We start from the raw sequence: 22,338 nt of genomic DNA, 5'->3' as shown, positions 1-22,338 counted from the left end.
GGCGGTGCACCGGACGGTGCGGCCCGGCCCGGGACCGGGCGCGGGCCGCACACTCGGGTCAGCTGAGGCCGGCGACGGTCTCGCGGACCTTGGTGATGATCTCCTGCGGCATCGGGGCGTAGCCGGCGTCGGCCAGGCTGGCCTGACCCTCCTCGGAGGCCATGTAGCCCAGGAAGGACTTGGTGGCGGGCAGGGTGTCGGCCTTGTTGCCCTTGTCGCAGACGATCTCGTACGTGACCAGGACGATCGGGTAGGCGCCCTCGGCGGACGGGGTGTAGTCGAGCTCCAGCGCGAGGTCCTTGCCGGTGCCGACCACCTTGGCGGCGCCGATGGCGGCGGTGGCGTTCTCGATGGTCGCCTTCACCGGCTCGGTGGCCTCGGTCTTGATGTCGACGGTCTTGATGCCGTCCGCGGCGTAGGACAGCTCGAAGTACGAGATGGCGCCGTTGGTCTGCTTCACCTGCTGGGCGACGCCGGAGGAGCCCTGTGCGGACTGGCCGCCCTCGGCCTCCCAGGACTTGCCCGGCTCGTACTTCCAGTCCTTGGGCGCGGCGGCCTTCAGGTACTTGGTGAAGTTGTCCGTGGTGCCGGACTCGTCGGAGCGGTGGAAGGCCTGGATCTTCAGGTCGGGGAGGTCGGCGCCGGAGTTGAGCTTGGCGATCGCCGGGTCGTTCCACTTGGTGATCTTGTTGTCGAAGATCTTCGCGAGGGTCGGGGCGTCCAGGGCGAGGGTGTCCACGCCGGGGACGTTGAAGCCGACCGCGATCGGGCCGCCGACCATGGGCAGGTCGATGCCCTGGCCGTCGGTGCAGACCTTCTTCGACGCCTCGACCTCGTCGGGCTTCAGCGCGGAGTCCGAGCCGGCGAACGCCGTCTGGCCCTGCGTGAACGCGGTGATGCCGGCGCCCGAACCGGTCGGGTTGTAGTTGATCTGCACGTCCTTGCAGGCCGCGGTGTACTGCTTCACCCAGGCGTCGATGGCGTTTTTCTGGGCGGAGGAGCCGGACGCCTGGAGCTGGCCCTTGGCGTCGCCGCAGTCGATGTTGCCGGCCTGCGCGGTCGCGGAGGCGTCGCCGCCGTCGCCGCCGCCGGTTTCGTCGGAGCCGCACGCCGTGAGGGCCAGGGCGCCGGTGACGGCGAGAGCACCGAGAGCGAGGGCCCGCCGGTTCATGCGCTGAAGCTTCACTTGTGTTCCTTCCAGTGGCCGCCGTCCTGAATTCGGCGGCGTGCGAAGTGTGGTGAGGCGGGTCGCCTCGTCCTGTAAGGGCTCGTGTACGGGCGATCCGCACCGCGTAAGGCCGAAATTAGGCAGAAGAGGTGAAGCTGCCGATGGGCGTACATGAACGAGGGGTGAACCCCTGAGGACGGTGCGGTGAGGCGGCGGCGCGGCGCTGTCAGCGGGCCGGGCGGAGGGTGGCGAGGAGGGCGTCCACCAGTCCGGCGTCCATCGGCGAGGTGAGGTGGCGGCGGGCCGCGTCCGGGGGGAGCCAGAGGATCCGGTCGACCTCGTCGCCGGGGGTGAAGGAGCCGGAGACCGCCTCGGCCGCCCAGTAACGGACCCGCTTGGGGCGGCCGTGCGCGAGGTAGCGGGTGCTGGGCAGCTCGGCGGCCGGCACGGCGGTGTGCCCGGTCTCCTCGGCGACCTCGCGCAGGGCGCCCGCGAGCGCGTCTTCGCCTCGCTTCAGCTTGCCCTTCGGCCAGGACCAGTCGTCGTACTTGGGCCGGTGGACCAGGCACAGCTCCAGCTCGCCGGTGACGGGCGAGCGGCGCCACAGGACGCAGCCGGCCGCCTCGACGGTGAGGGCGCCGTTCCTGGCGGGTCGGGTGGTGGACACCGGGTGCCTCCCTGGTCCGATCTACGGGGTGCCGGCGGGCGGCTTCTGCCAGGCACGCTGGAACGCGTACCGCGCCGCCTCCACCTCATGCCGCTGGCCGGCGTGGAGCACGCCCAGCGCGTACGCCGTGGCCGGCGCGATCCTCGGTGTGCGGGCCGCCTGCGCCGCGGCGGCCGCGGCCTCGGCGGCGTCCCGGTGCCGGTCGAGCGCCTCGCCGGCCGCGCGCAGCCCGGGGTCGTCGCCCGCGGCGGGGTCCAGCACCTCCTGGGCGTACCGGTGCAGTCGGAGCAGGAGCCGTACCTGGTGCCAGGGGGCGTCCTGCGGGTGCGGGGCGGGGTCGGGCGACAGGCCGTGCATCAGCGCCTCGGCGTTGTACGGGCTCCCCGCGGTGACCAGCGGCAACGCGGCGACGGCGGCCACGAGCCGCTCGCGTGCGGTGTCGGCCGGCGGACGCAGGTCGACACCGCCGGCGGCCTTCGCCAGCGGGACCTCGCTGGCCAGCACGGCCACCTGGTCGGCGACGGCATGGAACCGCGCGGACCCGAGCGCCTGCAACGCGGCCGAATGCGCCCGCGTCCGCGCCAGCGTGAGCTGCCGCTCGAGCAGCGCGCCGGCCTTGGCGGCGCCCACGGCGAGGGGGGCTCGGCCGCCGCCGGCGCCGGAGCGGCCTTCGGGACGCGGGCCCTGGCCGGGGGTACGCGCGACGTCCTCCGCGCGCAGGCGACCGGCGACGGCACCGGGCTCGTCCTCCGCGCGGCGGTCGCCGGGGGCCGGGACGGTGGCGGTCACCGTCGCGGTGGGGGTGCGGCGGGCGGTGGCGGGGGGCGCGCCGGTCGCGCGGGAGGCGCGGGCGGGGGCCGGGGCGCCGGGCACGGGGGTGGCGGGACGGGGCGCGTCCGGCGGGGCGCCGTCGGCGGGCGCGGGGGCTCCAGGGGTGCGGGGCGCGGACCGGGCGCCGGCCGGGGGTGCCGTCGGGGCGGCCGGCCCCGAGAGGCGGTGGAGGGCTTCCAGGAGGCGGGTGAGGCGGGTGGCGCAGGCGTCCTCCTGGGAGAGGGTGCCCGAGACCCAGGCGAGTTCCGGACCGAGGGTCTGGGACCAGGCGGGGTCCAGCACCGGCTGGAAGGTGTAGAGGGCGGCGCTGATGCGGCGGGCCGCGCGCCTCAGTGCGCGGGCCGCCTCCGCGGAGTCCTCCGGCGCCGCCGCGCCCCGGTGGAGGCGCAGCGCGCGGAGGAATTCGGTCGCCCTCGCCCGCAGATGGCGGGCCAGGACGTCCGCCGGATCAGGGTGCTGCGGTACCACGCCGGCGCCTCCGGGCGTCAATGAGCATCTCCTGGATGTTGCGCAGGGGCTGGCCGTCCGCGTCCGTGGAGTGCCGGGTCCACTCGCCGTCCTCGCCGAGGTGCCAGGACGCCGTGGTGTCGGACATCCCCGTCTCCAGCAGCCGGTTGAGGGCGGCCCGGTGCGCCGGGTCGGTGACCCGCACCAGCGCCTCGATCCGCCGGTCGAGGTTGCGGTGCATCATGTCGGCGCTGCCGATCCACACCTCGGGCTCGCCGCCGTTGCCGAAGGCGAACACCCGCGAGTGCTCGAGGAAGCGGCCGAGGACGGACCGCACCCGCACGTTCTCCGACAGCCCCGGCACACCGGGCCGGATCGCGCAGATGCCGCGCACCCAGATGTCGACCGGCACACCGGCCTGGGACGCCCGGTAGCAGGCGTCGATGACGGCCTCGTCGACCATCGAGTTGACCTTGATGCGGACGTACGCGGGCCGCCCGGCGCGGTGGTGCTGCGCCTCCTTGTCGATCCGTGAGATCAGGCCGTCGCGCAGCGACTTGGGGGCGACCAGCAGCCGGCGGTAGGTCTCGCGCCGCGAGTAGCCGGAGAGGCGGTTGAACAGGTCGGAGAGGTCCGCGCCGACCTGCGGGTCCGCGGTGAGCAGCCCGAGGTCCTCGTACAGCCGTGCCGTCTTCGGGTGGTAGTTGCCGGTGCCGACGTGGCTGTACCGCCGGAGCGTCTCGCCCTCCTGGCGGACCACCAGCGACAGCTTGCAGTGCGTCTTCAGGCCGACCAGGCCGTAGACGACGTGGCAGCCGGCCTCCTCCAGCTTGCGCGCCCACTTGATGTTGGCGTGCTCGTCGAAGCGGGCCTTGATCTCCACCAGCACCAGCACCTGCTTGCCGGACTCGGCGGCGTCGATGAGCGCGTCGACTATCGGGGAGTCGCCGGAGGTCCGGTACAGCGTCTGCTTGATGGCCAGCACGTCCGGGTCGGCCGCCGCCTGCTCCAGGAACGCCTGCACGGAGGTCGAGAAGGAGTCGTAGGGGTGGTGCAGCAGCACGTCCCTGCTGCGCAGGGCGGCGAAGATGTCGGGCGCCGAGGCGGACTCCACCTCGGCGAGGTCGCGGTGGGTGCCGGCGACGAACTTCGGGTACTTCAGCTCGGGCCGGTCCAGGCCGTGGATGCGGAACAGGCCGGTCAGGTCGAGCGGGCCGGGCAGCGGGTACACCTCGGCCTCGGAGATCTTCAGCTCGCGCACGAGGAGGTCCAGCACCTCGCGGTCGACGGACTCCTCCACCTCCAGCCGCACCGGCGGCCCGAAGCGGCGCCGCATCAGCTCCTTCTCCAGGGCCTGGAGGAGGTTCTCCGCGTCGTCCTCCTCGACCTCCAGGTCCTCGTTGCGGGTGAGCCGGAAGGCGTGGTGCTCCAGCACCTCCATGCCCGGGAACAGCTCCTCCAGGTGCGCGGCGATGACGTCCTCGACGGGGACGTAGCGGCCGGGCGAGCACTCCAGGAAACGGGACAGCAGCGGCGGCACCTTCACCCGGGCGAAGTGCTTGTGCCCGGTCACCGGGTTGCGCACCACGACGGCCAGGTTGAGCGACAGCCCCGAGATGTACGGGAAGGGGTGCGCCGGGTCCACCGCGAGCGGGGTCAGCACCGGGAAGATCTGGTGCCGGAACAGGGTGAAGAGGCGGGCCTGCTCCTTCTCCGTGAGCTCGTTCCAGCGGACCAGGTGGATACCCTCCTCCGCGAGGGCGGGGGCGACGTCCTCGTGGTAGCAGGCGGCGTGCCGGGCCATCAGCTCGCGGGAGCGGGCCCAGATCATCTCCAGCACCTCGCGCGGCTGGAGGCCGGAGGCGGAGCGGGTGGCCACGCCGGTGGCTATGCGCCGCTTGAGGCCGGCCACCCGGACCATGAAGAACTCGTCCAGGTTGCTGGCGAAGATCGCGAGGAAGTTCGCCCGCTCCAGCAGCGGGGTCTCGGGATCCTCGGCCAGTTCGAGCACCCGCTCGTTGAACGCCAGCCAACTGCGCTCGCGGTCGAGGAAACGGCCCTGCGGCAGCGGGGTGGCGCCGTCGGTGAGCGCCTCCTCGTAGCCGTCCAGGTCGGCGTCGATGTCGGGTTCCAGATCGGACACCGTTCCGGCCACGGTGTGCGGCCGGTGCGCGGCGATGGAGCCCACGGAGGGCTGCGAGTGCTGGACCTGTGCCGGGGTGTTGGGCTGGCTCATGACCCCATTGTTCCGCGCCGAGGGCGCCACGGGCGCGTCGGAATGCGCGGGTGGGAGCGATGGTGGCCCTGAGGCGCTCCCGTACCTCCCGTTCACCCTGCGGGGTGAGGGCTCTGCCGCGGCGGGATGCATTCACCGAGCGTCGCAAGGCTGTCTGAATCCGTGGTTACGGCGACATGACGTCCGGGACAGCGGGTGGTGGCCCGCGGGGTGTTCCGGCCGGGGACACGGCAAGGGGGGCGTGCCCTCGACGGGCACGCCCCCCCTCGGCCCCGTACGCGTCAGCCGCGCGCCGTCCCGGTCGTGCCGCGCACCACGCGGAAGGCCGCGTACGCCAGCAGGGCGGCGACGGCGAGCAGGATGCCCGTGGCGACCAGCTGGAGCGGCCAGTAGTGCGCTGCGGGGTGCACGTCGCGGTAGAAGGCGGTCGCGCCCAGGTCGGCGAGGTCCTCACGGCAGTCGGGGAGGCGGCCGGTGAAGCACGGGGCCGTGGCCCGGCCCCCGCCCGCGGTCAGCACGCCCTCACCGACGTGCATGCCGCTCCCCAGCGGTCCTTCCCGCAGGCTGCTGACCCGGGTCACGGAGGGCCACAGGTACGGCAGGGCCGCGTGGACGCCCGCCCACAGGACCCCGACGGCGACGGCGGCGGTGGCCAGCGCGGCCATCGCGCGGCGGAGCAGCAGCCCGGCCAGGACGCCCGCCGCCAGACCGGCCAGCGCCAGGCCCACGGGGACGGTGCCGCCCGCGAGGAAGGTGGCGGAACTGTGCCAGGACTTGGCGGTGTCGACCCGTCCGTCGGCCGCGGTCCACGCCCAGCGGTGCAGCCCGGACAGCAGTCCGCTCCCGGCGACGGCGAGCAGGGCCGGAAGGGCCAGCCGGGAGGCCAGCCAGCGGGTCGGGGAGACGCCCTGGGTCCAGGCCAGGCGGGTCGTGCCGGACTCCGTCTCGCGGCCGATCAGCGCGCCGCCGGCCCAGGCGGCGACCAGGAACGGCACGGCCAGCACGGCGGCCGTCGTCCAGGTGTAGACCTCCTTGTAGAGGAGGATCGCGTCCTGGTCGTAGCGGCACACCTTGTCCCACGCACAGGCGTTGTACGCCTTCCACGCCGCCGCCGACGCATCCGTGAGCGGCCCGCCGAGCCACACCAGCGCCGCCGCGGTCAGCAGGACCAGCGTGCCGCCGCAGATCAGGGCCGGGCGGTGCAGCCGGGCCAGCCAGCGCCACTGGCGGGGGACGCGGGCGGCGGCGGGGGCGGCCGGGGTGGTGAGGGCGGCGGTCATGCGGCGGCCTCCGTGGTCTCGGGCGCGGGTGCCAGGGCGGGGGCCGTGGGGTTGCGCAGGTAGGAGAGGACGAGGTCCTCCAGGGACGGCGCCCCGGTGCGCCAGTCGGCGGGCAGCGGGCCGGCCGGGCGGATCAGCGCGCCGAGCTGGCGGCCGGTGGTGCGGGACTCGACGACGTCGTGCGGGGCGAGGTCCGCCGTGGCGGGGGCGGTCACCCGGGTGTGGGCGGCCAGCAGGTCGTCGATCTCGCCGGAGAGCCGGATCCGGCCGCCGCCGACCAGGAGCAGGTGGTCGCAGGAGTCCTCCAGCTCGGCGACGACGTGCGAGGACATCACGATGGTGGTGCCGTGGGCGGCGGCCTCGCCCATCAGCAGGCCCATCAGCTCGTGCCGGGCCAGCGGGTCGAGGTCGGCCATCGGCTCGTCCAGGAGCAGCAGTTCGGGCCGCTTGCCCAGGGCGAGGGCGAGCGCGACGCGGGTGCGCTGGCCGCCGGAGAGGGCGCGGATCCGCCGGTCCGGGTCCAGGTCGCCGCCGGCCACGACCCGGCGCGCGGTGTCCGCGTCCCAGTGGCCGGGGTTGAGGTCGGCGCCCATGCGCAGCGTCTCGGCGACCGTGAGCTGCTGGTACAGCGGCTTGTCCTGGTCGACGAAGCCCACCCGGGGGCGGACGGCGGCCGGGGCCGCGCCGAGTACGCGGACCGTGCCCTCGGTGGGCGCGAGCAGTCCGGCGGCGAGCGCGAGCAGGGTGGACTTGCCGGCGCCGTTGGGGCCGACGACGGCGCACACGCGTCCGGCGGGCAGCCGGAAGGAACAGTCGCGCAGCGCCCAGGAGCGCCGGCCGAAGCGTTTGCCGAGCGCGTCCGCCTCGAGGGCCGGGACGGTCATGACGGGTCTCCCTGTGGGGTGTGCGCAGGCGCGGGGTGCGCGGCCTGCTCCGGGTAGTGCGTCTCGAGTACGGCGGTGAACAGCGCGGCGACGTCCTCCCGCTCCAGGCCGGACTCCCGCGCCCGGGCGGCCCAGTCCTCCAGCTCCGCGCGCAGCGGGGAGTCGGCGGGGGCCGCGCCGAGGGTGCGGCGCACGAAGGTGCCGAGGCCGCGCCGGGCCTCGACCAGGCCTTCGCGCTCCAGCTCCCGGTACGCCTTGAGCACCGTGTTCGGGTTGACGGCGGTGGCCTCCACGACCTCGCGGGCCGTGGGCAGCTTGTCGCCGGGGGCCAGCAGGCCCAGGCGGATCGCCTGCTTGGTCTGCTGGACGATCTGGACGTAGGTGGCCACGCCGCTGCGCCGGTCGATGCGGTAGTCGACCACTCGGCCACCACCCTTTCACTAATTGAGTAGTGAAAGGGTGGTGCAAGGGGGGTGCGAAAGTCAAACCCGGGAATCCGGCCGCGGATCCGTGAACCGATCGGCACCGCCCGTCCGATGAGGAGACGTGAGCGAGATGAGAAGCGACGGCGAGCTGCTGCGCGCCGTCACGGCCGACGGCGACCGGCGCGCCTTCGAGGAGCTGTACCGGCGGTACGCGCCGTGGCTGACCGCGCGCATGCGCACCCGGTGCGCCGACGCGGCCCTCGTCGACGACGTCGTGCAGGAGACCTTCCTCGCGGTGTGGCGCGGCACGGCCCGCTGGCGTGAGGACGCGGCGGGCGCGGACGCCGCCGGCTGGCTGTGGCGGATCGCCTCACGCCGGCTGGTCGACGCGCTGCGCGGGGCCGGGGCGCGGGGGCGGCTGCGGCAGGCGCTGGCGCGGCTGCGCCACCGGGACGAGGTGTCGGCGGAGGAGCGCGTGCTCGCGGGGGTCGAGCACGGGGACCTCGCCGGCGCCCTGGTGCGGCTGTCGCCGGAACTGCGCGCGGTGCTCCAGGCGACCGTGGTCGACGGGCTGACCACCCGTGAGGCCGCGGTCCTGCTCGGCATCCCGCCGGGCACGGTCAAGACGCGGGCCATGCGCGCCCGCAGGCAACTCCGGGAGGCGCTGGCATGACGTACGAGGACAGGCGCTGGCATGTGCCGGAGGAGGACCTGCGGGCCTACGCGCGGGGCGGTCTCGAGGCGCCCGCGCTGTGGTCGGCGGACACCCATCTGACGGCGTGCGCGCACTGCCGTTCCGTCCTGGCGGGCCTCGGCGACCCCGTCGCCCTGGACGCCGGCTGGGAGCGGCTGGACGCCGAGCTCGACGCGCCCCGGCCCGGGCTGCTGGAGTCGCTGCTGCTCCGGATCGGCGTCCGCGACCACACGGCCCGGCTGCTCGCGGCCACCCCCGCGCTGCGCCGCTCCTGGCTGGGCGCGGTGACGGCGGTGCTGCTGCTCACCGTGGCCGTCACCGTCGGCCACACCGAGGGCGGCCGGCCCACCCTCTTCCTCGCCCTCGCCCCGCTGCTGCCGCTCGCCGGGGTGGCGCTGTCGTACGGGCCGCGGATGGACCCGACGTACGAGATGGCCGTGGTCGCGCCGATGCACGGGTTCCGGCTGCTGATGATCCGCACGGTCGCCGTGCTGACCGCCGGGCTCGGCCTGAACGGCCTGGCCACGCTCGCCCTGCCCGGGTACGGGCTGCTCGCCCTGGGCTGGCTGCTGCCCGCGCTCGCCCTCACCGCCACGGCGCTCGCGCTGTCGGCCCGGCTCGGGCCCGTCCTCGCGCCCGCGCTGACCGCAGGCGGCTGGGTCGCGCTGCTGGTCACGGCGGACGCGGTCGGCTCCGGCGGACCGGAGACGCTCGCCCCGTTCACCGCGGCCGGACAGGGCGTGTCGGCGGCCGTCGCCGTGCTCGCCGCCGGACTGCTGGTCCTGCACCGGGACCGCTTCGACCTGTGCCGGGACCCCGCGGTCTGACCGCGCCCGGCTTCCCCCCGGCCGGGGCGCACCACCGCCCCGGCCCCCGCAACCTGCCACGGGAGTTCCCCATGTCCCCCACCGTCTCGGCCTCCGGGCTGAGCCTCCGCTACGGCGCGACCCGCGCCCTGGACGACGTGTCGCTGCGGCTGTCCCCGGGCGTCACCGGGCTGCTCGGCCCCAACGGCGCGGGCAAGACCACGCTGCTGCGGGTCCTCGCCACCGCCGTGCCGGCCGACCGGGGCGCGTTCACCGTGCTCGGCCACGACCCCGGCACCGCGCGCGGCCGGCAGGAGGTGCGCCGCCGGCTCGGCTATCTGCCCCAGACACCCGGCTTCCACCCGGACTTCACCGCCTTCGAGTTCGTCGACTACGTGGCGATCCTCAAGGAGCTGACCGACCGCGCCGCCCGCCACCGCGAGGTGCGGCGGGTGCTCGACGAGGTCGGCCTGGGCGACGTGCGCGGCAAGCGGATCCGCAAGCTGTCCGGCGGCATGCGGCAGCGGGTGGCGCTGGCGGCGGCGCTGGCCGGCGACCCGGCGTTCCTCGTCCTCGACGAGCCCACCGTCGGCCTCGACCCTGAACAGCGCATGCGGTTCCGCGAGTTGATCGCGACCGCCGGCGAGGGCCGGACCGTGCTGCTGTCCACCCACCAGACCGAGGACGTGGCGATGCTCTGCCACCGGGTCGTCGTTCTCGCGGGCGGCACCGTCCGCTTCGACGGCACCCCCGCCGAGCTGACCGCACGGGCCGCGGGACGCGTGTGGAGCAGCGAGGGCCGCGACCCCGGCGCCCTGGCCGGCTGGCGCACCGGACTCGGCACCTTCCGCAACGTGGGGGACCCGCCCCCCGGCGCCGACCTCCTCGAACCCACCCTCGAGGACGGCTACCTGCTCACCCTGGACGGCGCGGCCGCGGAGGTGACCGCATGACCACGGCCACCACCACGGCGCCGGCCCCGGCCCCCGTGACGTCCCCGCCCGGCGCCTCCTGGGCGGCCGTGTCCGCCCTCGCCCGCTTCGAGACGCGCAAGCTCCTCACCCGGGTGCCGGTGCTCGTGGCCTTCACGGTGTACGTCGCGTGGACCGTGTGGCGCACCCGTGTCTCCTTCGACGGCTTCCCCGCGCTGCAGGACGCCGACCGCGCCACCCAGGACGGGCCGCTGCTGGTCGGCCTGGCGGTGCTGCTGAGCGTCAACCAGGCCGTACTGCGCTCCCGGCGCCACGACACCGAACGGCACCTCGCCGTGCTGGTGCTCCCGCGGTGGGGGCGCACGGTCGCGCACCTGCTGTCCGTCGGGGCGGCGGCCCTGGTGACCGCGGTGTGCGTGGGCGGGCAGTTCGCCTGGGAGGCGCTCAAGCCGGGCGCGGTCGGGCACGGCTCGCCGGCCGAACTCCTCGTGGGCCCGCTGTCCGTGCTGCTCCTGGGCGGGTTCGGGGTGCTGCTGGCCCTGCTGGTCACCGCGCCCTTCGCGGCGCCGCTGCTGATCGTCCTGCTGCTCTTCCTCGCCACGTTCCTCACCGGCTTCACCCCCGACGGCTGGACGCGGTGGCTGATGCCGTCCGTCGGCGAGTACAGCGTCGTCACCCTGCCCTCCGACCTGATCGGCCGCCCCGCCGCGTGGCACGCCCTGTACCTGGGCGGGTTCGCGCTGACCCTGATGGCGGCGGCGGTGCTGCTGTCCGGCGGCGCCCGGCTGCGCACCGCGCGGGCCGCGGCCGCCGGGGCCGTGGCGCTCACCCTGGTCGGCGCGGTGGGCCAGTCCCGGGGCGTGCCGGAGACCGTCACCGAGGCGCGCGTACAAGCCTCGGTCACTCCCGAGAAGCTCCACACCTGCGTCGAACGGGACGCCACGACGTACTGCGCTTTCCCCGAGTGGGAGCCGCGCACCGGCGCCTGGGCGGCGGCCGTCGACGACGTGCGCGCCCTGGCCGGGGGCGACGCGCGGCACCGCCCGCTGGTCGTACGGCAGCGGGTCGAGGCGCGCTACGGCCTGGAGGCCGACGCGACGCTGGCCCCGCTCACCCGCCCCGGCGAGGTGACCGTCGGGACGGCCTGGGGCGGCAACCGGGTGCCCGAGTTCGCGGTGGCGGTGGCCGGTGTGCTGGTCACCGGGTCCGAGGCCACGGCGGGCGAGCTGTGCGACGGCCGGACGGTCACCGTGATGTGGCTGGCCCTCGCCGGCCGGCCCGACCCGGTCGCGGACCTGCGCCGGGTGCGGATCGACGACAGCGACACCGGCTCGGCGATCGTCGTCTCGCGGACGGAGCCCTTGCGGATGACCTCCGCTCAGACGGAACTGCTGCGCGAACTGCTGGAGCTGCCCCGCGACAGGGCCGCCGCGAAGGTCAAGGCCGGCTGGGCCGAGCTGACCGCCCCGAAGGTGACGACGGACCGCGTGGCGCAGGTGCTGGGCCTGGAGAAGCCGGAGGGGGAGAACGAGTGCCGGTGACCGGAATCCGGGCGGCCGGGGACACCCCGGTGCGCGAGGCCCGGCGGGGCGCCCTTCTCACGCTGGTCCGCCCCGTCGCCCGCACCGTGCCCTGGCGGGCGCTGGCCGCGGGCGGGGCGCTCGGGCTGCTGGCGGCCGCGGTGCCCCGGCTGTCCGGCGGCGAGGTCACCCCGTGGGCCGGGGTGAACGCCCTGCGGGCCGCCGCCCTGTGCTGCGCGCTGGGCGCCGCGTTCCTGCTGGACGACCCGGCCCGGCAGACCACCGCCGCCGTGCCCGTGCGCCGCGTCCTGCGGCACGCGCTGCGGTGCGCGCTCGTGCTTCCGCCCGCCGCCGCGTGGTGGACGGCGGCCGTGCTGCTGGTCCCGGAGGAGGCGCGCCCCCCGGCCGGGGACGTCACCGTGGAGGCGGCGACGGCCCTCGCGCTCGCCCTGGCCGGCGCGGCCTTCGCGGTGCGCCGCCTGGGCGCCGACCGGCCGGGTCAGGGCGTTGCCGCGTCCCTGCTCGTGACGGGCGTCCTGGCGCCGTTGCTGACCCCCGCCGACTGGGCGCTGTTCACCGTGCCCGGCGACCCGCGCTGGGCGGACGGCCACGGACACTGGCGGCTGCTGCTGTGCGCGGCGCTCCTGGCGGCCGCGGTGTGCTGCACGGAACCGGCCCGCAGGCGGACGCTTCGAAGAGCTGGTGCCACCTCCCGGGAGACGCGGAACTGAACGACCTGACGGTCCGGCGATTCCAGCCCGTCCGGCGTTTGAGGACGAGTTCCCACCCGCTCAGGTCTCCGTCCGGTACATCAGGTCCGTCTCATGGGTGACGAAGCCCAGCCGCTCGTAGACGGACACCGCCGCCTTGTTGTCGGCGTCGACGTACAGCATCGCGGTGGGCAGGCCCTGGTTCGCCAGGTGCCTGAGGCCGATCGTCGTCAGCGACCCGCCGAGTCCGCCGCCCTGGGCGTCGGGGGCGACGCCGAGGACGTACACCTCGCCGAGGCCCTCCTCGGCGTGCACCTTGGTCCAGTGGAAGCCGACCAGCCGTCCGTCGCGCTCCGCCAGGAAGAAGCCCGCGGGGTCGAACCACGGCTCGGCCTTGCGGTCGTCGAGGTCCCGCTGGGTGAGGGAGCCCTGTTCGGGGTGGTGGGCGAACGCGGCGGCGTTCAGCGCGAGCCAGGCCGCGTCGTCCCGGCCCGGCGCGAAGGTGCGCACGGTGACGCCCTCCGGCAGCGCCGGGTCGGGCAGGTCCAGGTCCGCCAACGGGCGTCGCATCTGCCGTAGTTCGCGGAACAGCGTCAGCCCGAGCACCTGGGCCAGGTGCCGGGCGGCGGAGTGCCCGCCGTGCGCCCACACCCGCAGCCGCTTGCCCGACGCGGCGAGCAGCGCCGTGCCGAGCGCACGCCCGTGCCCCTGCCCGCGGTACGAGGGGTGCACCACCAGCTCGGCGGCGGGCGGCTCCACCGGGTCGGTGTCCTCCAACTGGGCGTACCCGACGAGCTCTTCGTCGACGGTCAGCAGCAGATGCGAGACGCCCTCCCGCTCGCCGCCGCGCAGTTGCAGCCGGCCCTGCTCGGACACGGCCTGCCGGCCGTCGGAGCGCGCCGCCTCGTCGAGCAGCGCGAGGACCGCGTCGACCTGCGCCTGGTCGAGCGCGGTGTACGTCTGGAGCGAACGGGGGCGGCCGGGCCGGGAGAACGCGTCGCTGGTCATGCGTACGAGGGTAAGGGGACGGCGCGACAAGGGGGCGGCAGCGTGCCGCGCACGGACCGCGGCGGCAGCGGCGGCGAAAGATAAACCAGGCTGTAACCCGGAAGCCCCTGTCGCGCTACGCGCGTTGACTCTAGGCTGCGCCGGTACCCACTCGCACCGACAGGGGGGCGTATGCCAGCCTCATCCCCGGCGCACCCGCGCCGCAGACGCCGTACGAACCGTCTCTTCGCGACCGCCGCCGGTGCCCTCACCGTCGGTGCGCTGGCCGCCGCGGCCCTGCCCGGGTCGGCGAGCGCGGGCGAGCAGCACGGCGAGGGCCGCCTGCCGGGCCGTTACCAGGACGTGCAGCTGCTGTCCTTCAACGACCTGCACGGCAACCTGGAGCCGCCCACCGGTTCCTCCGGCCGGGTCACCGAACTCCAGCCGGACGGCACGACGAAGACCGTCGACGCGGGCGGCGCCGCCTACCTGGCGACGCATCTGCGCCAGGCCCGCAAGGGCCATGCGTACTCCATCACCGCGGCCGGCGGCGACATGGTCGGCGCCTCCCCGCTGCTCTCGGGCCTGTTCCACGACGAGCCCACCATCGAGGCGCTGAACAAGCTCGAACTGGACGTCACCTCCGTCGGCAACCACGAGTTCGACGAGGGCGCCGCGGAGCTGTCCCGCCTGCAGAACGGCGGCTGCCACCCGACGGACGGCTGCTACACCGCCAAGGAGTTCCAGGGCGCCGACTTCCCGTACCTGGCGGCCAACGTCCTGGACGAGAAGACCGAGAAGCCGCTCCTCGAGCCGTACTGGGTGTGGGAGAAGAAGGACGTCAAGGTCGGCTTCATCGGCGTGACCCTCGAGGGCACCCCGAACATCGTGTCCGCCGAGGGCGTCAAGGGCCTCGTCTTCAAGGACGAGGTCGAGACGATCAACAAGTACGCCGAGGAGCTGCGCCGCCAGGGCGTGAAGTCCATCGTGGCGCTGATCCACGAGGGCGGCTTCCCGGCCTCGCAGAGCTACAACTACGACTGCGACGCCCCGGGCGCCGGCGACGGCATCTCCGGCCCCATCGCGGACATCGCCGAGAACGTCTCGCCCGACGTGGACGCGCTGGTCACCGGCCACACCCACAACGCGTACGTCTGTACCATCCCGGACCCGGCGGGCAACCCCCGCACGGTCACCTCCGCCGCGTCCTTCGGCCGCCTCTACACCGACACCACGCTGACCTACGACCGCTGGACCGGCGACATCGCCCGTACGGCCGTGAAGTCCGCGAACCACGTGGTGTCCCGGGACGTCCGCAAGGCGCCCGACATCACCCGCCTGATCGACAAGTGGAACACCCTCGCCGCCCCGATCGGCGGCCGCCCGATCGGCTACATCTCCGGCGACATCGTCAAGGACGGCACCGAGTCCCCGCTGGGCGACCTGATCGCCGACGCGCAACTGGCGTACGCCCGCACGCTGGACCCGGAGACCGACCTCGCCCTGATGAACCCGGGCGGCATCCGCGCCTCCCTGACCTACGCGGCGAGCGGCGGTGAGGGCGACGGTGTGGTCACCTTCGCGGAGGCCTTCACGGTCCAGCCCTTCGCCAACACGGTCAACCTGCAGACCTTCACCGGCGCGCAGCTGATCCAGGCGCTCAAGGAGCAGGTCAGCGGCTCCAACGAGGCGGCCCCGAAGATCCTCCAGGTGTCCGACGGGCTGACCTGGACGCTGGACCTGACCAAGTCCGGCGCCGACCGGGTCGTCACGGACTCCGTCCGCCTGAACGGCGAGCCGATCGACCCGTCGGCGAGCTACCGCGTCGCGACGAACAGCTTCCTCGCGGGCGGCGGCGACGGCTTCACCACGCTCGGCCAGGGCGCCGACGACCTGGTCGGCGACGACGACCTGGCGGCCCTGGAGCAGTACCTGACCGCCCACTCCTCGGCCGGCTCCCCGCTGGCCCCGCCGGCGGCGGACCGCATCACGATCGTGAAGTAACCCGCACGACGAAGGAGGGCCGGTGCCGTGCACCGGCCCTCCTTGGTGTTTCAGCCCTCGACGTCCCACACGACCGCCTGCGCGACGATCACCCGTTCCCCGTCGAACGTCACGGACGGCCCCTCGTGCAGCCGGTATCCCAGGTCCAGCGCCTCGCTGACCCGCCGGCAGAAGGCGGAGTCGTCGGGCCCGGTCAGTACGCGGTAGACGGGCAGCCCGTCCGGGGGATTCGCCATGCCTCCCAGCGTGTCACGGGGCGCCGGGAACCTCCGGCGGAGGGGTCGGGGCGCCCGGGAGGCGGATGGTGGCGGTGGTGCCGCCGCCCTCGGCCGGGGTGAGCGCGACCGTGCCGCCCGCCTGCTGCACCGTGCGCGCCACGATGGACAGCCCGAGACCGGAGCCGGGCAGGGCGCGGGCGCCGGGGGAGCGCCAGAACCGGTCGAAGACGTGCGGGAGTTCGTCGGCCGCGATGCCGGGGCCGTGGTCCCGCACGGTGAGCACGCCGTCGGCGAGCCGCACCTCGACCGTGCCGCCCGGCGGGCTGAACTTCACCGCGTTGTCCAGCACGTTGACCACCGCCCGCTCCAGCGCCGCCGGTTCGGCCCGCACGTACCAGGGACGCAGGTCGGCCGTGACGGTCAGTTCCGGGCCGCGCAGCCGGGCCCGGCGCAGGGCCGCCTCCACCACGTCCTGCCAGGCGACGATCTCCACGCGGCCCGTCTGCTGATCCGGGTCGGGGCGGGACAGCTCCTGGAGATCCCCGATCAGCGCGGCCAGCTCCGTCATCTGCGCCTTCACCGAGTCGAGCAGCGCCTTGCGGTCGGCCGGCGGGAGGGGCCGCCCGGTGTCCTCGCTGCGGGTCAGCAGCTCGATGTTGGTGCGCAGCGAGGTGAGCGGCGTGCGCAGTTCGTGCCCGGCGTCCGCGATGAGCTGCTGCTGGAGGTCGCGGGAGCTGGCGAGCGCGGACGTCATGGAGTTGAAGGAGCGCGACAGGCGCGCGATCTCGTCCTCCGACTCCTCCTCCACCGGGATGCGGACGCCCAGGTCCTCGGTGCGGGCCACATGCTCCACGGCCTCGGTGAGCCGGTCGACCGGGCGCAGTCCGGTGCGGGCCACGGCGAGACCCGCGGCGGCCGAGCCGAGCACCCCGACGCCGGAGACCAGCAGCAGGATCAGCGCCAGGTCGTTCAGGGTGGACAGGGTGCCCTCCAGCGGGACCGCCACGATGACGGCCGCATGGGTGCTGGTCAGCGTGGAGGGGTCGTTGATGACCAGCGGCAGGGTCAGCACCCGGACGGCGTCGCCGTCCTGGTCGGTGCCGTCGCGGAAGATGCCGCGGGACCCGCTGCCCGCGTTCTCGATCACCCTGCGGTCCGGCCCGGTGACCTTCACGCTCCCCACCGAGCTGGGGAACAGGCAGACCGTGCCGTCGTCCTTGACCACCTGCGAGTACGTGTACTGGAAGCCGCCCGCGCCGCTGTCGCGGGGGGTGTCCGTGCAGTCGGTGAGGGCGCTGCGGATCTCGTCCACCCGCTGCGGGCCCTGCAGCACGGTCGCCTTCTTCAGATCCTCGTCGACCTGCTCGTACAGCTTGCCCTGCACGATGAACCAGCAGGTCACCGACACCGCGGCCACCGCGAACGCCACGGCCGCGGCGACCAGCAGCGACAGCCGCGCCCGGATCGGCAGGGCGCGGAATCGGCGCACCGGTCCGGTCACTCCGCGCCGCCCTGCCGCAGCACGTACCCCACCCCCCGCACCGTGTGCACCAGGCGCGGCTCGCCGCCCGCCTCGGTCTTGCGGCGCAGGTACATGACGTACACGTCCAGCGAGTTGGACGACGGCTCGAAGTCGAAGCCCCAGACCGCCTTGAGGATCTGCTCGCGGGTGAGCACCTGGCGCGGGTGCGCCATGAACATCTCCAGCAGCGTGAACTCCGTGCGGGTCAGCTCCACCGGGCGTCCGGCGCGGGCCACCTCCCGCGTGGCCAGGTTCATGGTCAGGTCGGCGAAGGTGAGGACGTCGTCGGTCCCGGCGGACGCGGCCACCGCCGCCGCGTACGAGCTGCGCCGCAGCAGCGCCCTGATCCGGGCGAACAGCTCGTCCAGCTCGAACGGCTTCACCAGGTAGTCGTCCGCCCCGGCGTCCAGACCGGTCACCCGGTCGCCCACGGTGTCCCGGGCCGTCAGCATCAGGATCGGCGTGGTGTCGCCGGTGGCGCGGATACGGCGGGCGGCGGTCAGACCGTCCATCCGGGGCATCTGGATGTCGAGGACGAGGAGGTCGGGGTGGCGGGCCGCCGTCTTCTCCAGGGCGTCCACGCCGTCGACGGCCTCCTCGGTGTCGTATCCCTCGAAGGCCAGGCTGCGCCGGAGTGCTTCGCGCACCGCCGGCTCGTCGTCGACGATCAGGATGCGCTGCGGGGCACGGTCGCCGTCTGCGGGGCTCATCGGCTGGCGGGTCCTTCGTCTGCGCGCCGCGCGGGGGGCGCGGCGGGGGAGGGGAGGGGCTGTCGGATCTTCAGCCTCGCACGTTTCCCGGCCCGTGCGTCAGCCGCCCGCACCGGCCCGCAGGTCCGGCAGATCCGCCTTGAGCGTGTTCACCGGGATGGCGAAGCCGAGGCCCACGCTGCCCGCCGTGGACGACTCCGCGCCGCTCGGCGCGTACATCGCGGAGTTGATGCCGATGATGTCGCCGTTCATGTCGATCAGCGCGCCGCCGGAGTTGCCCGGGTTCAGCGAGGCGTCGGTCTGGATGGCCTTGTACGTGGTCGTGGAGCCGCCGGTGTCGCCGTTGAACTCCTGCCCGCCGAACTCGAACGGCCAGCCGCCGCCGCGCTGCTGCTGTTGCCCCTGGCTCTCGTCCGTGGACACCGTGACGTCCCGGTCGAGGGCGGAGACGATGCCGCTGGTCACCGTGCCGGTGAGGCCCTCGGGCGAGCCGATCGCGACGACCTGGTCACCGACCCGCACGCCGTCGGAGTCGCCGAGGGTGGCGGCCTTCAGACCGGAGGCGTCCTCCAGCTTGATCAGCGCCAGGTCCTTGCCGCTGTCGGTCCCGACGACCCGCGCGCTGTAGCTCTTGCCGTCGTTCGTCCGCACCTGGATCTGCGAGGCGCCGGCCACCACGTGGTTGTTGGTGACGACCTCGCCGTCCTCGGTGACGATCACACCGGACCCGGTGGCCGAACCGGACGACGAGGCCGCCTTGATCTCCACGATGCTCGGGCTGACCGCCTTGGCGACCCCGGCGACCGTGCCCTTCAGGGACGCCGGCACCACGTCGGTCCCGGCGGCGGAGGACGCGGTGACGCCGGCGGAGGTGCCGCCGGTCAGCTCCTGCACCCCGTAGGCGGTGGTACCGCCGACGGCGGCGGCGACGATCGCCACGGCGACGAGCAGCTTGGCGGGGCCGCGCTGCCGCCGGTGCGCCGGGGCGGCCGGAGCGTGGGCCGGCGGGGGCGGCCACTCGGGGTTCACCTGGTGCGGACCGTACTCGGGGACGCCACTCGGGCGGGAGTTCTCGCTCATGCAGTTGAGCGTCCCGCCCGACGATGAGAGCTTTCTGAGGGATGGCTGAGAAGCCCGGCAGAAGTGTGTATGCCCGATATAAGGACGCGCCTTGGGTGGCACGCCCCTCAGGGACGCGGGGCACTGCGCGCTCAGCCACGGACGACCCGCACCGGGCGCAACGGCGGCTACGCGCAGCCGCAGGACTGGCGCAGGACCAGCCGGGACGGGAAGACCTTCAGCCGCTCCCGGCGGGAGCCGTTGACGCGGAGGCCGTCGTCCAGGACCAGGTCGACCGCCGCGCGGGCCATCGCCGGGCGGTCGGAGGCGACCGTGGTCAGCGGCGGGTCGGCGAGCGCCGCCTCCTTGATGTCGTCGAACCCGGTGACCGCCAGCTCGCCCGGCACGTCGATGCGCAGCTCACGCGCGGCGCGCAGCACACCGATGGCCTGGTCGTCGGTGGAGCAGAAGATCGCGGGCGGCCGCCTGGGCCCCGACAGGATGTCCAGCGCGACCCGGTAGGCGTCGTAGCGGTTGTACGGGGCCTCGAAGAGGCGGCCCTCGGTGGGTATGCCGGCCTCGTCCATCGCACGCCGCCAGCCTTCGACGTGGTCGGAGACCGGGTCGCCGACGGCGGGGGTCTCCGCCGTGCCGCCGACACAGGCGACGTACTCGTAGCCGTGCTCCAGCAGATGCCGCACGGCGAGCTGCGCGCCGCCGAGGTCGTCGGTGACGACGGCGACGTCGTCGATCGCCTCCGGCCGCTCGTGCAGCAGCACCACCCGGGCGTCCCACGCCTCGATCTCCGCCGCGGCGAGGTCGTTCAGCGCGTGGCTGACCAGGATCAGGCCCGAGACCCGCATGCCGAGGAAGGCGCGCAGATAGTGGACCTCGCGCTCGCCGATGTAGTCGGAGTTCCCGACCAGCACCATCTTCCCGCGCTCGGACGCGGCCTGTTCCACCGCGTGCGCCATCTCGCCGAAGAACGGCTGGCGGGCGTCCGGCACGATCAGACCTATGAGATCCGTGCGCCGGGACGCCATCGCCTGGGCGACGCGGTCGGGCCGGTACCCCAGCTCCTTGATCGCTGCGAGCACCCGCTCGCGCGTGGCCGGGGCGACCGGCCGGGGTCCGTTGTTGATGACATAGCTGACGACCGCGGTCGACGTTCCCGCCAGTCGCGCCACGTCATCCCTGGTTACCTTGGCCACGCGCGGAGTCTACGCGGATATATCCCCTCCGGGCAGGGCGTGCCGGAGGGGATGAACAGCGGGAGAACGGCTCGTCTGCGCGAACGCGACGCTCATGCGTGCGACCCTCAGGCCTTCGCCCGGGCGCCGTCGGCCGCCTGCGCGGCCGTCTCGTCCGCTTCCGCCGCCTTTTGCCGGACGCCCTTCGCCTTCGCCTCCTCGGCCGCGCGCTCCACCTTCTCCGGCGTAACGAATCGATAACCGACGTTCCGCACGGTGCCGATCAGCGACTCGTGCTCCGGGCCGAGCTTGGCGCGCAGACGGCGGACGTGCACGTCGACCGTTCGGGTGCCGCCGAAGTAGTCGTAGCCCCAGACCTCCTGGAGCAGCTGGGCACGGGTGAACACCCGGCCGGGGTGCTGCGCGAGGTACTTGAGCAGCTCGAACTCCTTGAAGGTCAGGTCCAGGACCCGGCCCTTCAGCTTCGCCGAGTACGTCGCCTCGTCCACGGAGAGGTCGCCGTTGCGGATCTCCATCGGGGAGTCGTCGTTGACGATCTGCTGGCGGCCCATCGCCAGCCGCAGCCGCGCCTCGACCTCCGCGGGTCCCGCGGTGTCCAGCAGCACGTCGTCGATGCCCCAGTCCGCGGTGACCGCGGCGAGGCCGCCCTCGGTCACGACCAGGACGAGCGGGCAGCCGGGGCCGGTGGAGCGCAGCAGCTGGCACAGGCTGCGGACCTGCGGGAGATCGCGGCGGCCGTCGACGAGGATCACGTCGGCGCCGGGGGTGTCCACCAGCGCCGGGCCCTCCGCGGGCGCCACCCGGACGTTGTGCAGGAGCAGACCGAGGGCGGGGAGCACCTCCGTCGACGGCTGGAGGGCGTTGGTCAGGAGCAGGAGGGAACTCATCGGGTCGCCTCACCTGCTCGGATGGTGGCCGCCCGGAACGCGGCCGTCCTGCGTTCGTGCACGGTTAGCTCGCCCATAACGTCTGGTTCCTCCTCGGTCCCTGCGAGGACGTTTACGGCATTGCTGCGTGCGATCGACGGCCCGTACACCCGGCGGTTTCCCGCCTTCGTATACAACGCTTCCGAAAGCACAAAAGGACCCGGGGGCTTCACTGCCCGAGTCCTCTTCGCAGCAGAATAGCCGACATGGGCACCGATGCGGCAGGTCATGTGGCGCGATCCACCCTTCGTCCATATTCCGAGACGCGGAATGTGACACGGGACGGCGCGCCCATGCGGACGTTCTTGCGCACGGCGGACGGGGTGGCGATCGACTCCGTATACGAACCGGGTGGCGTTGTATACGACCCGTCGGGCGAGGGTGCGGGAAACGGTTCCGGAATGGGGATACCCGGTGTTTCCCGCGGGCTCGTTCTCGTGATCGCGCACGGGTTCACCGGGGACGTCGACCGCCCCCATGTGCGGCGCGTCGCCCAGGCGTTCGCGCGGTACGGCGCCGTCGTCACCTTCTCCTTCCGGGGGCACGGGCGGTCCGGCGGACGGTCCACCGTGGGCGACCGGGAGGTGCTCGACCTGGCCGCGGCGGTCGCGTGGGCGCGGGAGCTCGGCCACACGCGGGTGGTCACCGTGGGGTTCTCCATGGGCGGGTCGGTCGTGCTGCGGCACGCGGCGCTGGACGCGGGCGGCGTGGACGCCGTCGTCTCGGTGAGCGCGCCGGCGCGGTGGTTCTACCGCGGGACCGCGCCCATGCGGCGGCTGCACTGGCTGGTGACCCGGCCCGCCGGACGGCTGGTCGGGCGGTACGGGCTGCGCACCCGCATCCACCACCGCCGGTGGGACCCCGTGCCGCTGTCCCCCGTCGAGGCCGTGCCCCGCATCGCGCCGACGCCGCTGCTGGTCGTGCACGGGGACCAGGACGCCTACTTCCCGCTCGACCATCCCCGGATGCTGGCGGACGCCGCCGGGGAGCACGGGGAGCTGTGGGTCGAGCACGGCATGGGGCACGCCGAGAACGCGGCGCCCGAACCGCTGTTGCGGCGGATCGGGGACTGGGCGGTCGCCCGGGCGGGCTAGCCTGACC

At 74.1% G+C, this 22,338-nt stretch carries 21 protein-coding genes; 7 read left to right on the top strand and 14 right to left on the bottom strand.

The genetic code is table 11. The features are described 5' to 3' along the window. Positions 1-58: 58 nt before the first annotated feature. The 7 genes from pstS to ACP7TJ_RS14965 form a co-directional block, all read right to left on the bottom strand. A complete protein-coding gene (pstS, locus tag ACP7TJ_RS14995) occupies positions 59-1,186 on the bottom strand; it encodes a phosphate ABC transporter substrate-binding protein PstS (RefSeq protein WP_176710942.1) in 1,128 nt (375 codons plus the stop codon). A 208-nt stretch (positions 1,187-1,394) separates the two neighbouring features. Then, entirely contained in the window at positions 1,395-1,835 is a 441-nt protein-coding gene (locus ACP7TJ_RS14990; protein WP_193460581.1) for an NUDIX hydrolase, read from the bottom strand. A gap of 21 nt (positions 1,836-1,856) precedes the next feature. Next, positions 1,857-3,134 (bottom strand): CHAD domain-containing protein, encoded by a 1,278-nt coding sequence (locus ACP7TJ_RS14985; protein WP_404715863.1) that lies wholly within the window; start codon positions 3,132-3,134, stop codon positions 1,857-1,859. Next, positions 3,115-5,349, bottom strand: coding sequence for an RNA degradosome polyphosphate kinase (locus tag ACP7TJ_RS14980; RefSeq protein ID WP_367548016.1), 2,235 nt, complete (start codon positions 5,347-5,349; stop codon positions 3,115-3,117). The genes ACP7TJ_RS14985 and ACP7TJ_RS14980 overlap by 20 nt, the downstream gene beginning before the upstream one ends. 281 nt (positions 5,350-5,630) lie before the next feature. Next, complete coding sequence (locus tag ACP7TJ_RS14975; protein WP_380873563.1) at positions 5,631-6,629, bottom strand: ABC transporter permease; 999 nt, start codon at positions 6,627-6,629, stop codon at positions 5,631-5,633. Beyond that, positions 6,626-7,513 (bottom strand): ABC transporter ATP-binding protein, encoded by an 888-nt coding sequence (locus ACP7TJ_RS14970; protein ID WP_167743537.1) that lies wholly within the window; start codon positions 7,511-7,513, stop codon positions 6,626-6,628. The genes ACP7TJ_RS14975 and ACP7TJ_RS14970 overlap by 4 nt, the downstream gene beginning before the upstream one ends. Continuing rightward, positions 7,510-7,935, bottom strand: a complete 426-nt coding sequence (locus tag ACP7TJ_RS14965; RefSeq protein ID WP_093768565.1) for a GntR family transcriptional regulator — start codon at positions 7,933-7,935, stop codon at positions 7,510-7,512. Before ACP7TJ_RS14965 ends, ACP7TJ_RS14970 begins: the two co-directional genes overlap by 4 nt. Positions 7,936-8,059: 124 nt before the next feature. On the opposite strand from ACP7TJ_RS14965, the gene ACP7TJ_RS14960 reads away from it, so the two are divergent. The 5 genes from ACP7TJ_RS14960 to ACP7TJ_RS14940 all read left to right on the top strand — a co-directional run bounded on the left by ACP7TJ_RS14960 (position 8,060) and on the right by ACP7TJ_RS14940 (position 12,621). Then, positions 8,060-8,611, top strand: coding sequence for an RNA polymerase sigma factor (locus ACP7TJ_RS14960; protein ID WP_028960247.1), 552 nt, complete (start codon positions 8,060-8,062; stop codon positions 8,609-8,611). Further along, positions 8,608-9,459 (top strand): zf-HC2 domain-containing protein, encoded by an 852-nt coding sequence (locus ACP7TJ_RS14955; RefSeq protein ID WP_189911385.1) that lies wholly within the window; start codon positions 8,608-8,610, stop codon positions 9,457-9,459. The genes ACP7TJ_RS14960 and ACP7TJ_RS14955 overlap by 4 nt, the downstream gene beginning before the upstream one ends. Before the next feature lie 71 nt (positions 9,460-9,530). Beyond that, complete coding sequence (locus ACP7TJ_RS14950; RefSeq protein ID WP_093768567.1) at positions 9,531-10,391, top strand: ABC transporter ATP-binding protein; 861 nt, start codon at positions 9,531-9,533, stop codon at positions 10,389-10,391. Further along, positions 10,388-11,911 (top strand): ABC transporter permease, encoded by a 1,524-nt coding sequence (locus ACP7TJ_RS14945; protein WP_093768568.1) that lies wholly within the window; start codon positions 10,388-10,390, stop codon positions 11,909-11,911. Before ACP7TJ_RS14950 ends, ACP7TJ_RS14945 begins: the two co-directional genes overlap by 4 nt. Continuing rightward, positions 11,908-12,621 (top strand): ABC transporter, encoded by a 714-nt coding sequence (locus tag ACP7TJ_RS14940; protein WP_380796940.1) that lies wholly within the window; start codon positions 11,908-11,910, stop codon positions 12,619-12,621. The genes ACP7TJ_RS14945 and ACP7TJ_RS14940 overlap by 4 nt, the downstream gene beginning before the upstream one ends. A gap of 60 nt (positions 12,622-12,681) precedes the next feature. Here the strand turns inward: ACP7TJ_RS14940 and mshD are convergent, their stop codons facing one another. Further along, positions 12,682-13,608, bottom strand: coding sequence for a mycothiol synthase (gene mshD / locus ACP7TJ_RS14935; RefSeq protein ID WP_427763478.1), 927 nt, complete (start codon positions 13,606-13,608; stop codon positions 12,682-12,684). Between the two features lie 171 nt (positions 13,609-13,779). Here mshD and ACP7TJ_RS14930 point away from each other — a divergent pair, with 171 nt between their 5' ends. Then, positions 13,780-15,591 carry a bifunctional metallophosphatase/5'-nucleotidase gene (locus ACP7TJ_RS14930; RefSeq protein ID WP_427763476.1) on the top strand — a complete coding sequence of 604 codons (1,812 nt, stop codon included), beginning with the start codon at positions 13,780-13,782 and terminating at the stop codon, positions 15,589-15,591. 50 nt (positions 15,592-15,641) lie between these two features. On the opposite strand, the gene ACP7TJ_RS14925 is transcribed toward ACP7TJ_RS14930, so the two are convergent. The 6 genes from ACP7TJ_RS14925 to ACP7TJ_RS14900 all read right to left on the bottom strand — a co-directional run bounded on the left by ACP7TJ_RS14925 (position 15,642) and on the right by ACP7TJ_RS14900 (position 21,198). Further along, complete coding sequence (locus ACP7TJ_RS14925) at positions 15,642-15,827, bottom strand: DUF1737 domain-containing protein (protein WP_167743531.1); 186 nt, start codon at positions 15,825-15,827, stop codon at positions 15,642-15,644. Positions 15,828-15,840: 13 nt separating this feature from the next. Further along, positions 15,841-17,310, bottom strand: a complete 1,470-nt coding sequence (locus ACP7TJ_RS14920; protein WP_427763474.1) for a HAMP domain-containing sensor histidine kinase — start codon at positions 17,308-17,310, stop codon at positions 15,841-15,843. Then, positions 17,307-18,041, bottom strand: coding sequence for a response regulator transcription factor (locus ACP7TJ_RS14915; protein ID WP_093768573.1), 735 nt, complete (start codon positions 18,039-18,041; stop codon positions 17,307-17,309). Before ACP7TJ_RS14915 ends, ACP7TJ_RS14920 begins: the two co-directional genes overlap by 4 nt. 99 nt (positions 18,042-18,140) lie before the next feature. Continuing rightward, positions 18,141-19,121 (bottom strand): S1C family serine protease, encoded by a 981-nt coding sequence (locus tag ACP7TJ_RS14910; protein ID WP_427763471.1) that lies wholly within the window; start codon positions 19,119-19,121, stop codon positions 18,141-18,143. Between the two features lie 167 nt (positions 19,122-19,288). After that, positions 19,289-20,311, bottom strand: coding sequence for a LacI family DNA-binding transcriptional regulator (locus tag ACP7TJ_RS14905; RefSeq protein ID WP_093768575.1), 1,023 nt, complete (start codon positions 20,309-20,311; stop codon positions 19,289-19,291). Positions 20,312-20,418: 107 nt separating this feature from the next. After that, a complete protein-coding gene (locus ACP7TJ_RS14900) occupies positions 20,419-21,198 on the bottom strand; it encodes a response regulator transcription factor (protein WP_093768576.1) in 780 nt (259 codons plus the stop codon). A gap of 245 nt (positions 21,199-21,443) precedes the next feature. Here ACP7TJ_RS14900 and ACP7TJ_RS14895 point away from each other — a divergent pair, with 245 nt between their 5' ends. Next, a complete protein-coding gene (locus ACP7TJ_RS14895) occupies positions 21,444-22,331 on the top strand; it encodes an alpha/beta hydrolase (protein WP_367534672.1) in 888 nt (295 codons plus the stop codon). The last annotated feature ends 7 nt before the right edge of the window (positions 22,332-22,338 follow it).

Origin of the sequence: Streptomyces sp. DSM 41931, assembly GCF_050271085.1 — a bacterium.
Classification (GTDB): Bacteria; Actinomycetota; Actinomycetes; order Streptomycetales; family Streptomycetaceae; genus Streptomyces; species Streptomyces albogriseolus.
Note: the sequence above shows the minus strand (reverse complement) of the source record. Positions and strands in the feature narration are given on the sequence as shown.

Coding starts and splice junctions, on each gene's coding strand:
- ACP7TJ_RS14980 (WP_367548016.1), bottom strand. CDS start 5,349: ATGAGCCAGCCCAACACCCCGGCACAGGTCCAGCACTCGCAGCCCTCC.
- ACP7TJ_RS14975 (WP_380873563.1), bottom strand. CDS start 6,629: ATGACCGCCGCCCTCACCACCCCGGCCGCCCCCGCCGCCGCCCGCGTC.
- ACP7TJ_RS14970 (WP_167743537.1), bottom strand. CDS start 7,513: ATGACCGTCCCGGCCCTCGAGGCGGACGCGCTCGGCAAACGCTTCGGC.
- ACP7TJ_RS14955 (WP_189911385.1), top strand. CDS start 8,608: ATGACGTACGAGGACAGGCGCTGGCATGTGCCGGAGGAGGACCTGCGG.
- ACP7TJ_RS14950 (WP_093768567.1), top strand. CDS start 9,531: ATGTCCCCCACCGTCTCGGCCTCCGGGCTGAGCCTCCGCTACGGCGCG.
- ACP7TJ_RS14945 (WP_093768568.1), top strand. CDS start 10,388: ATGACCACGGCCACCACCACGGCGCCGGCCCCGGCCCCCGTGACGTCC.
- mshD (WP_427763478.1), bottom strand. CDS start 13,608: ATGACCAGCGACGCGTTCTCCCGGCCCGGCCGCCCCCGTTCGCTCCAG.
- ACP7TJ_RS14930 (WP_427763476.1), top strand. CDS start 13,780: ATGCCAGCCTCATCCCCGGCGCACCCGCGCCGCAGACGCCGTACGAAC.
- ACP7TJ_RS14925 (WP_167743531.1), bottom strand. CDS start 15,827: ATGGCGAATCCCCCGGACGGGCTGCCCGTCTACCGCGTACTGACCGGG.
- ACP7TJ_RS14915 (WP_093768573.1), bottom strand. CDS start 18,041: ATGAGCCCCGCAGACGGCGACCGTGCCCCGCAGCGCATCCTGATCGTC.
- ACP7TJ_RS14910 (WP_427763471.1), bottom strand. CDS start 19,121: ATGAGCGAGAACTCCCGCCCGAGTGGCGTCCCCGAGTACGGTCCGCAC.
- ACP7TJ_RS14900 (WP_093768576.1), bottom strand. CDS start 21,198: ATGAGTTCCCTCCTGCTCCTGACCAACGCCCTCCAGCCGTCGACGGAG.
- ACP7TJ_RS14895 (WP_367534672.1), top strand. CDS start 21,444: ATGGGCACCGATGCGGCAGGTCATGTGGCGCGATCCACCCTTCGTCCA.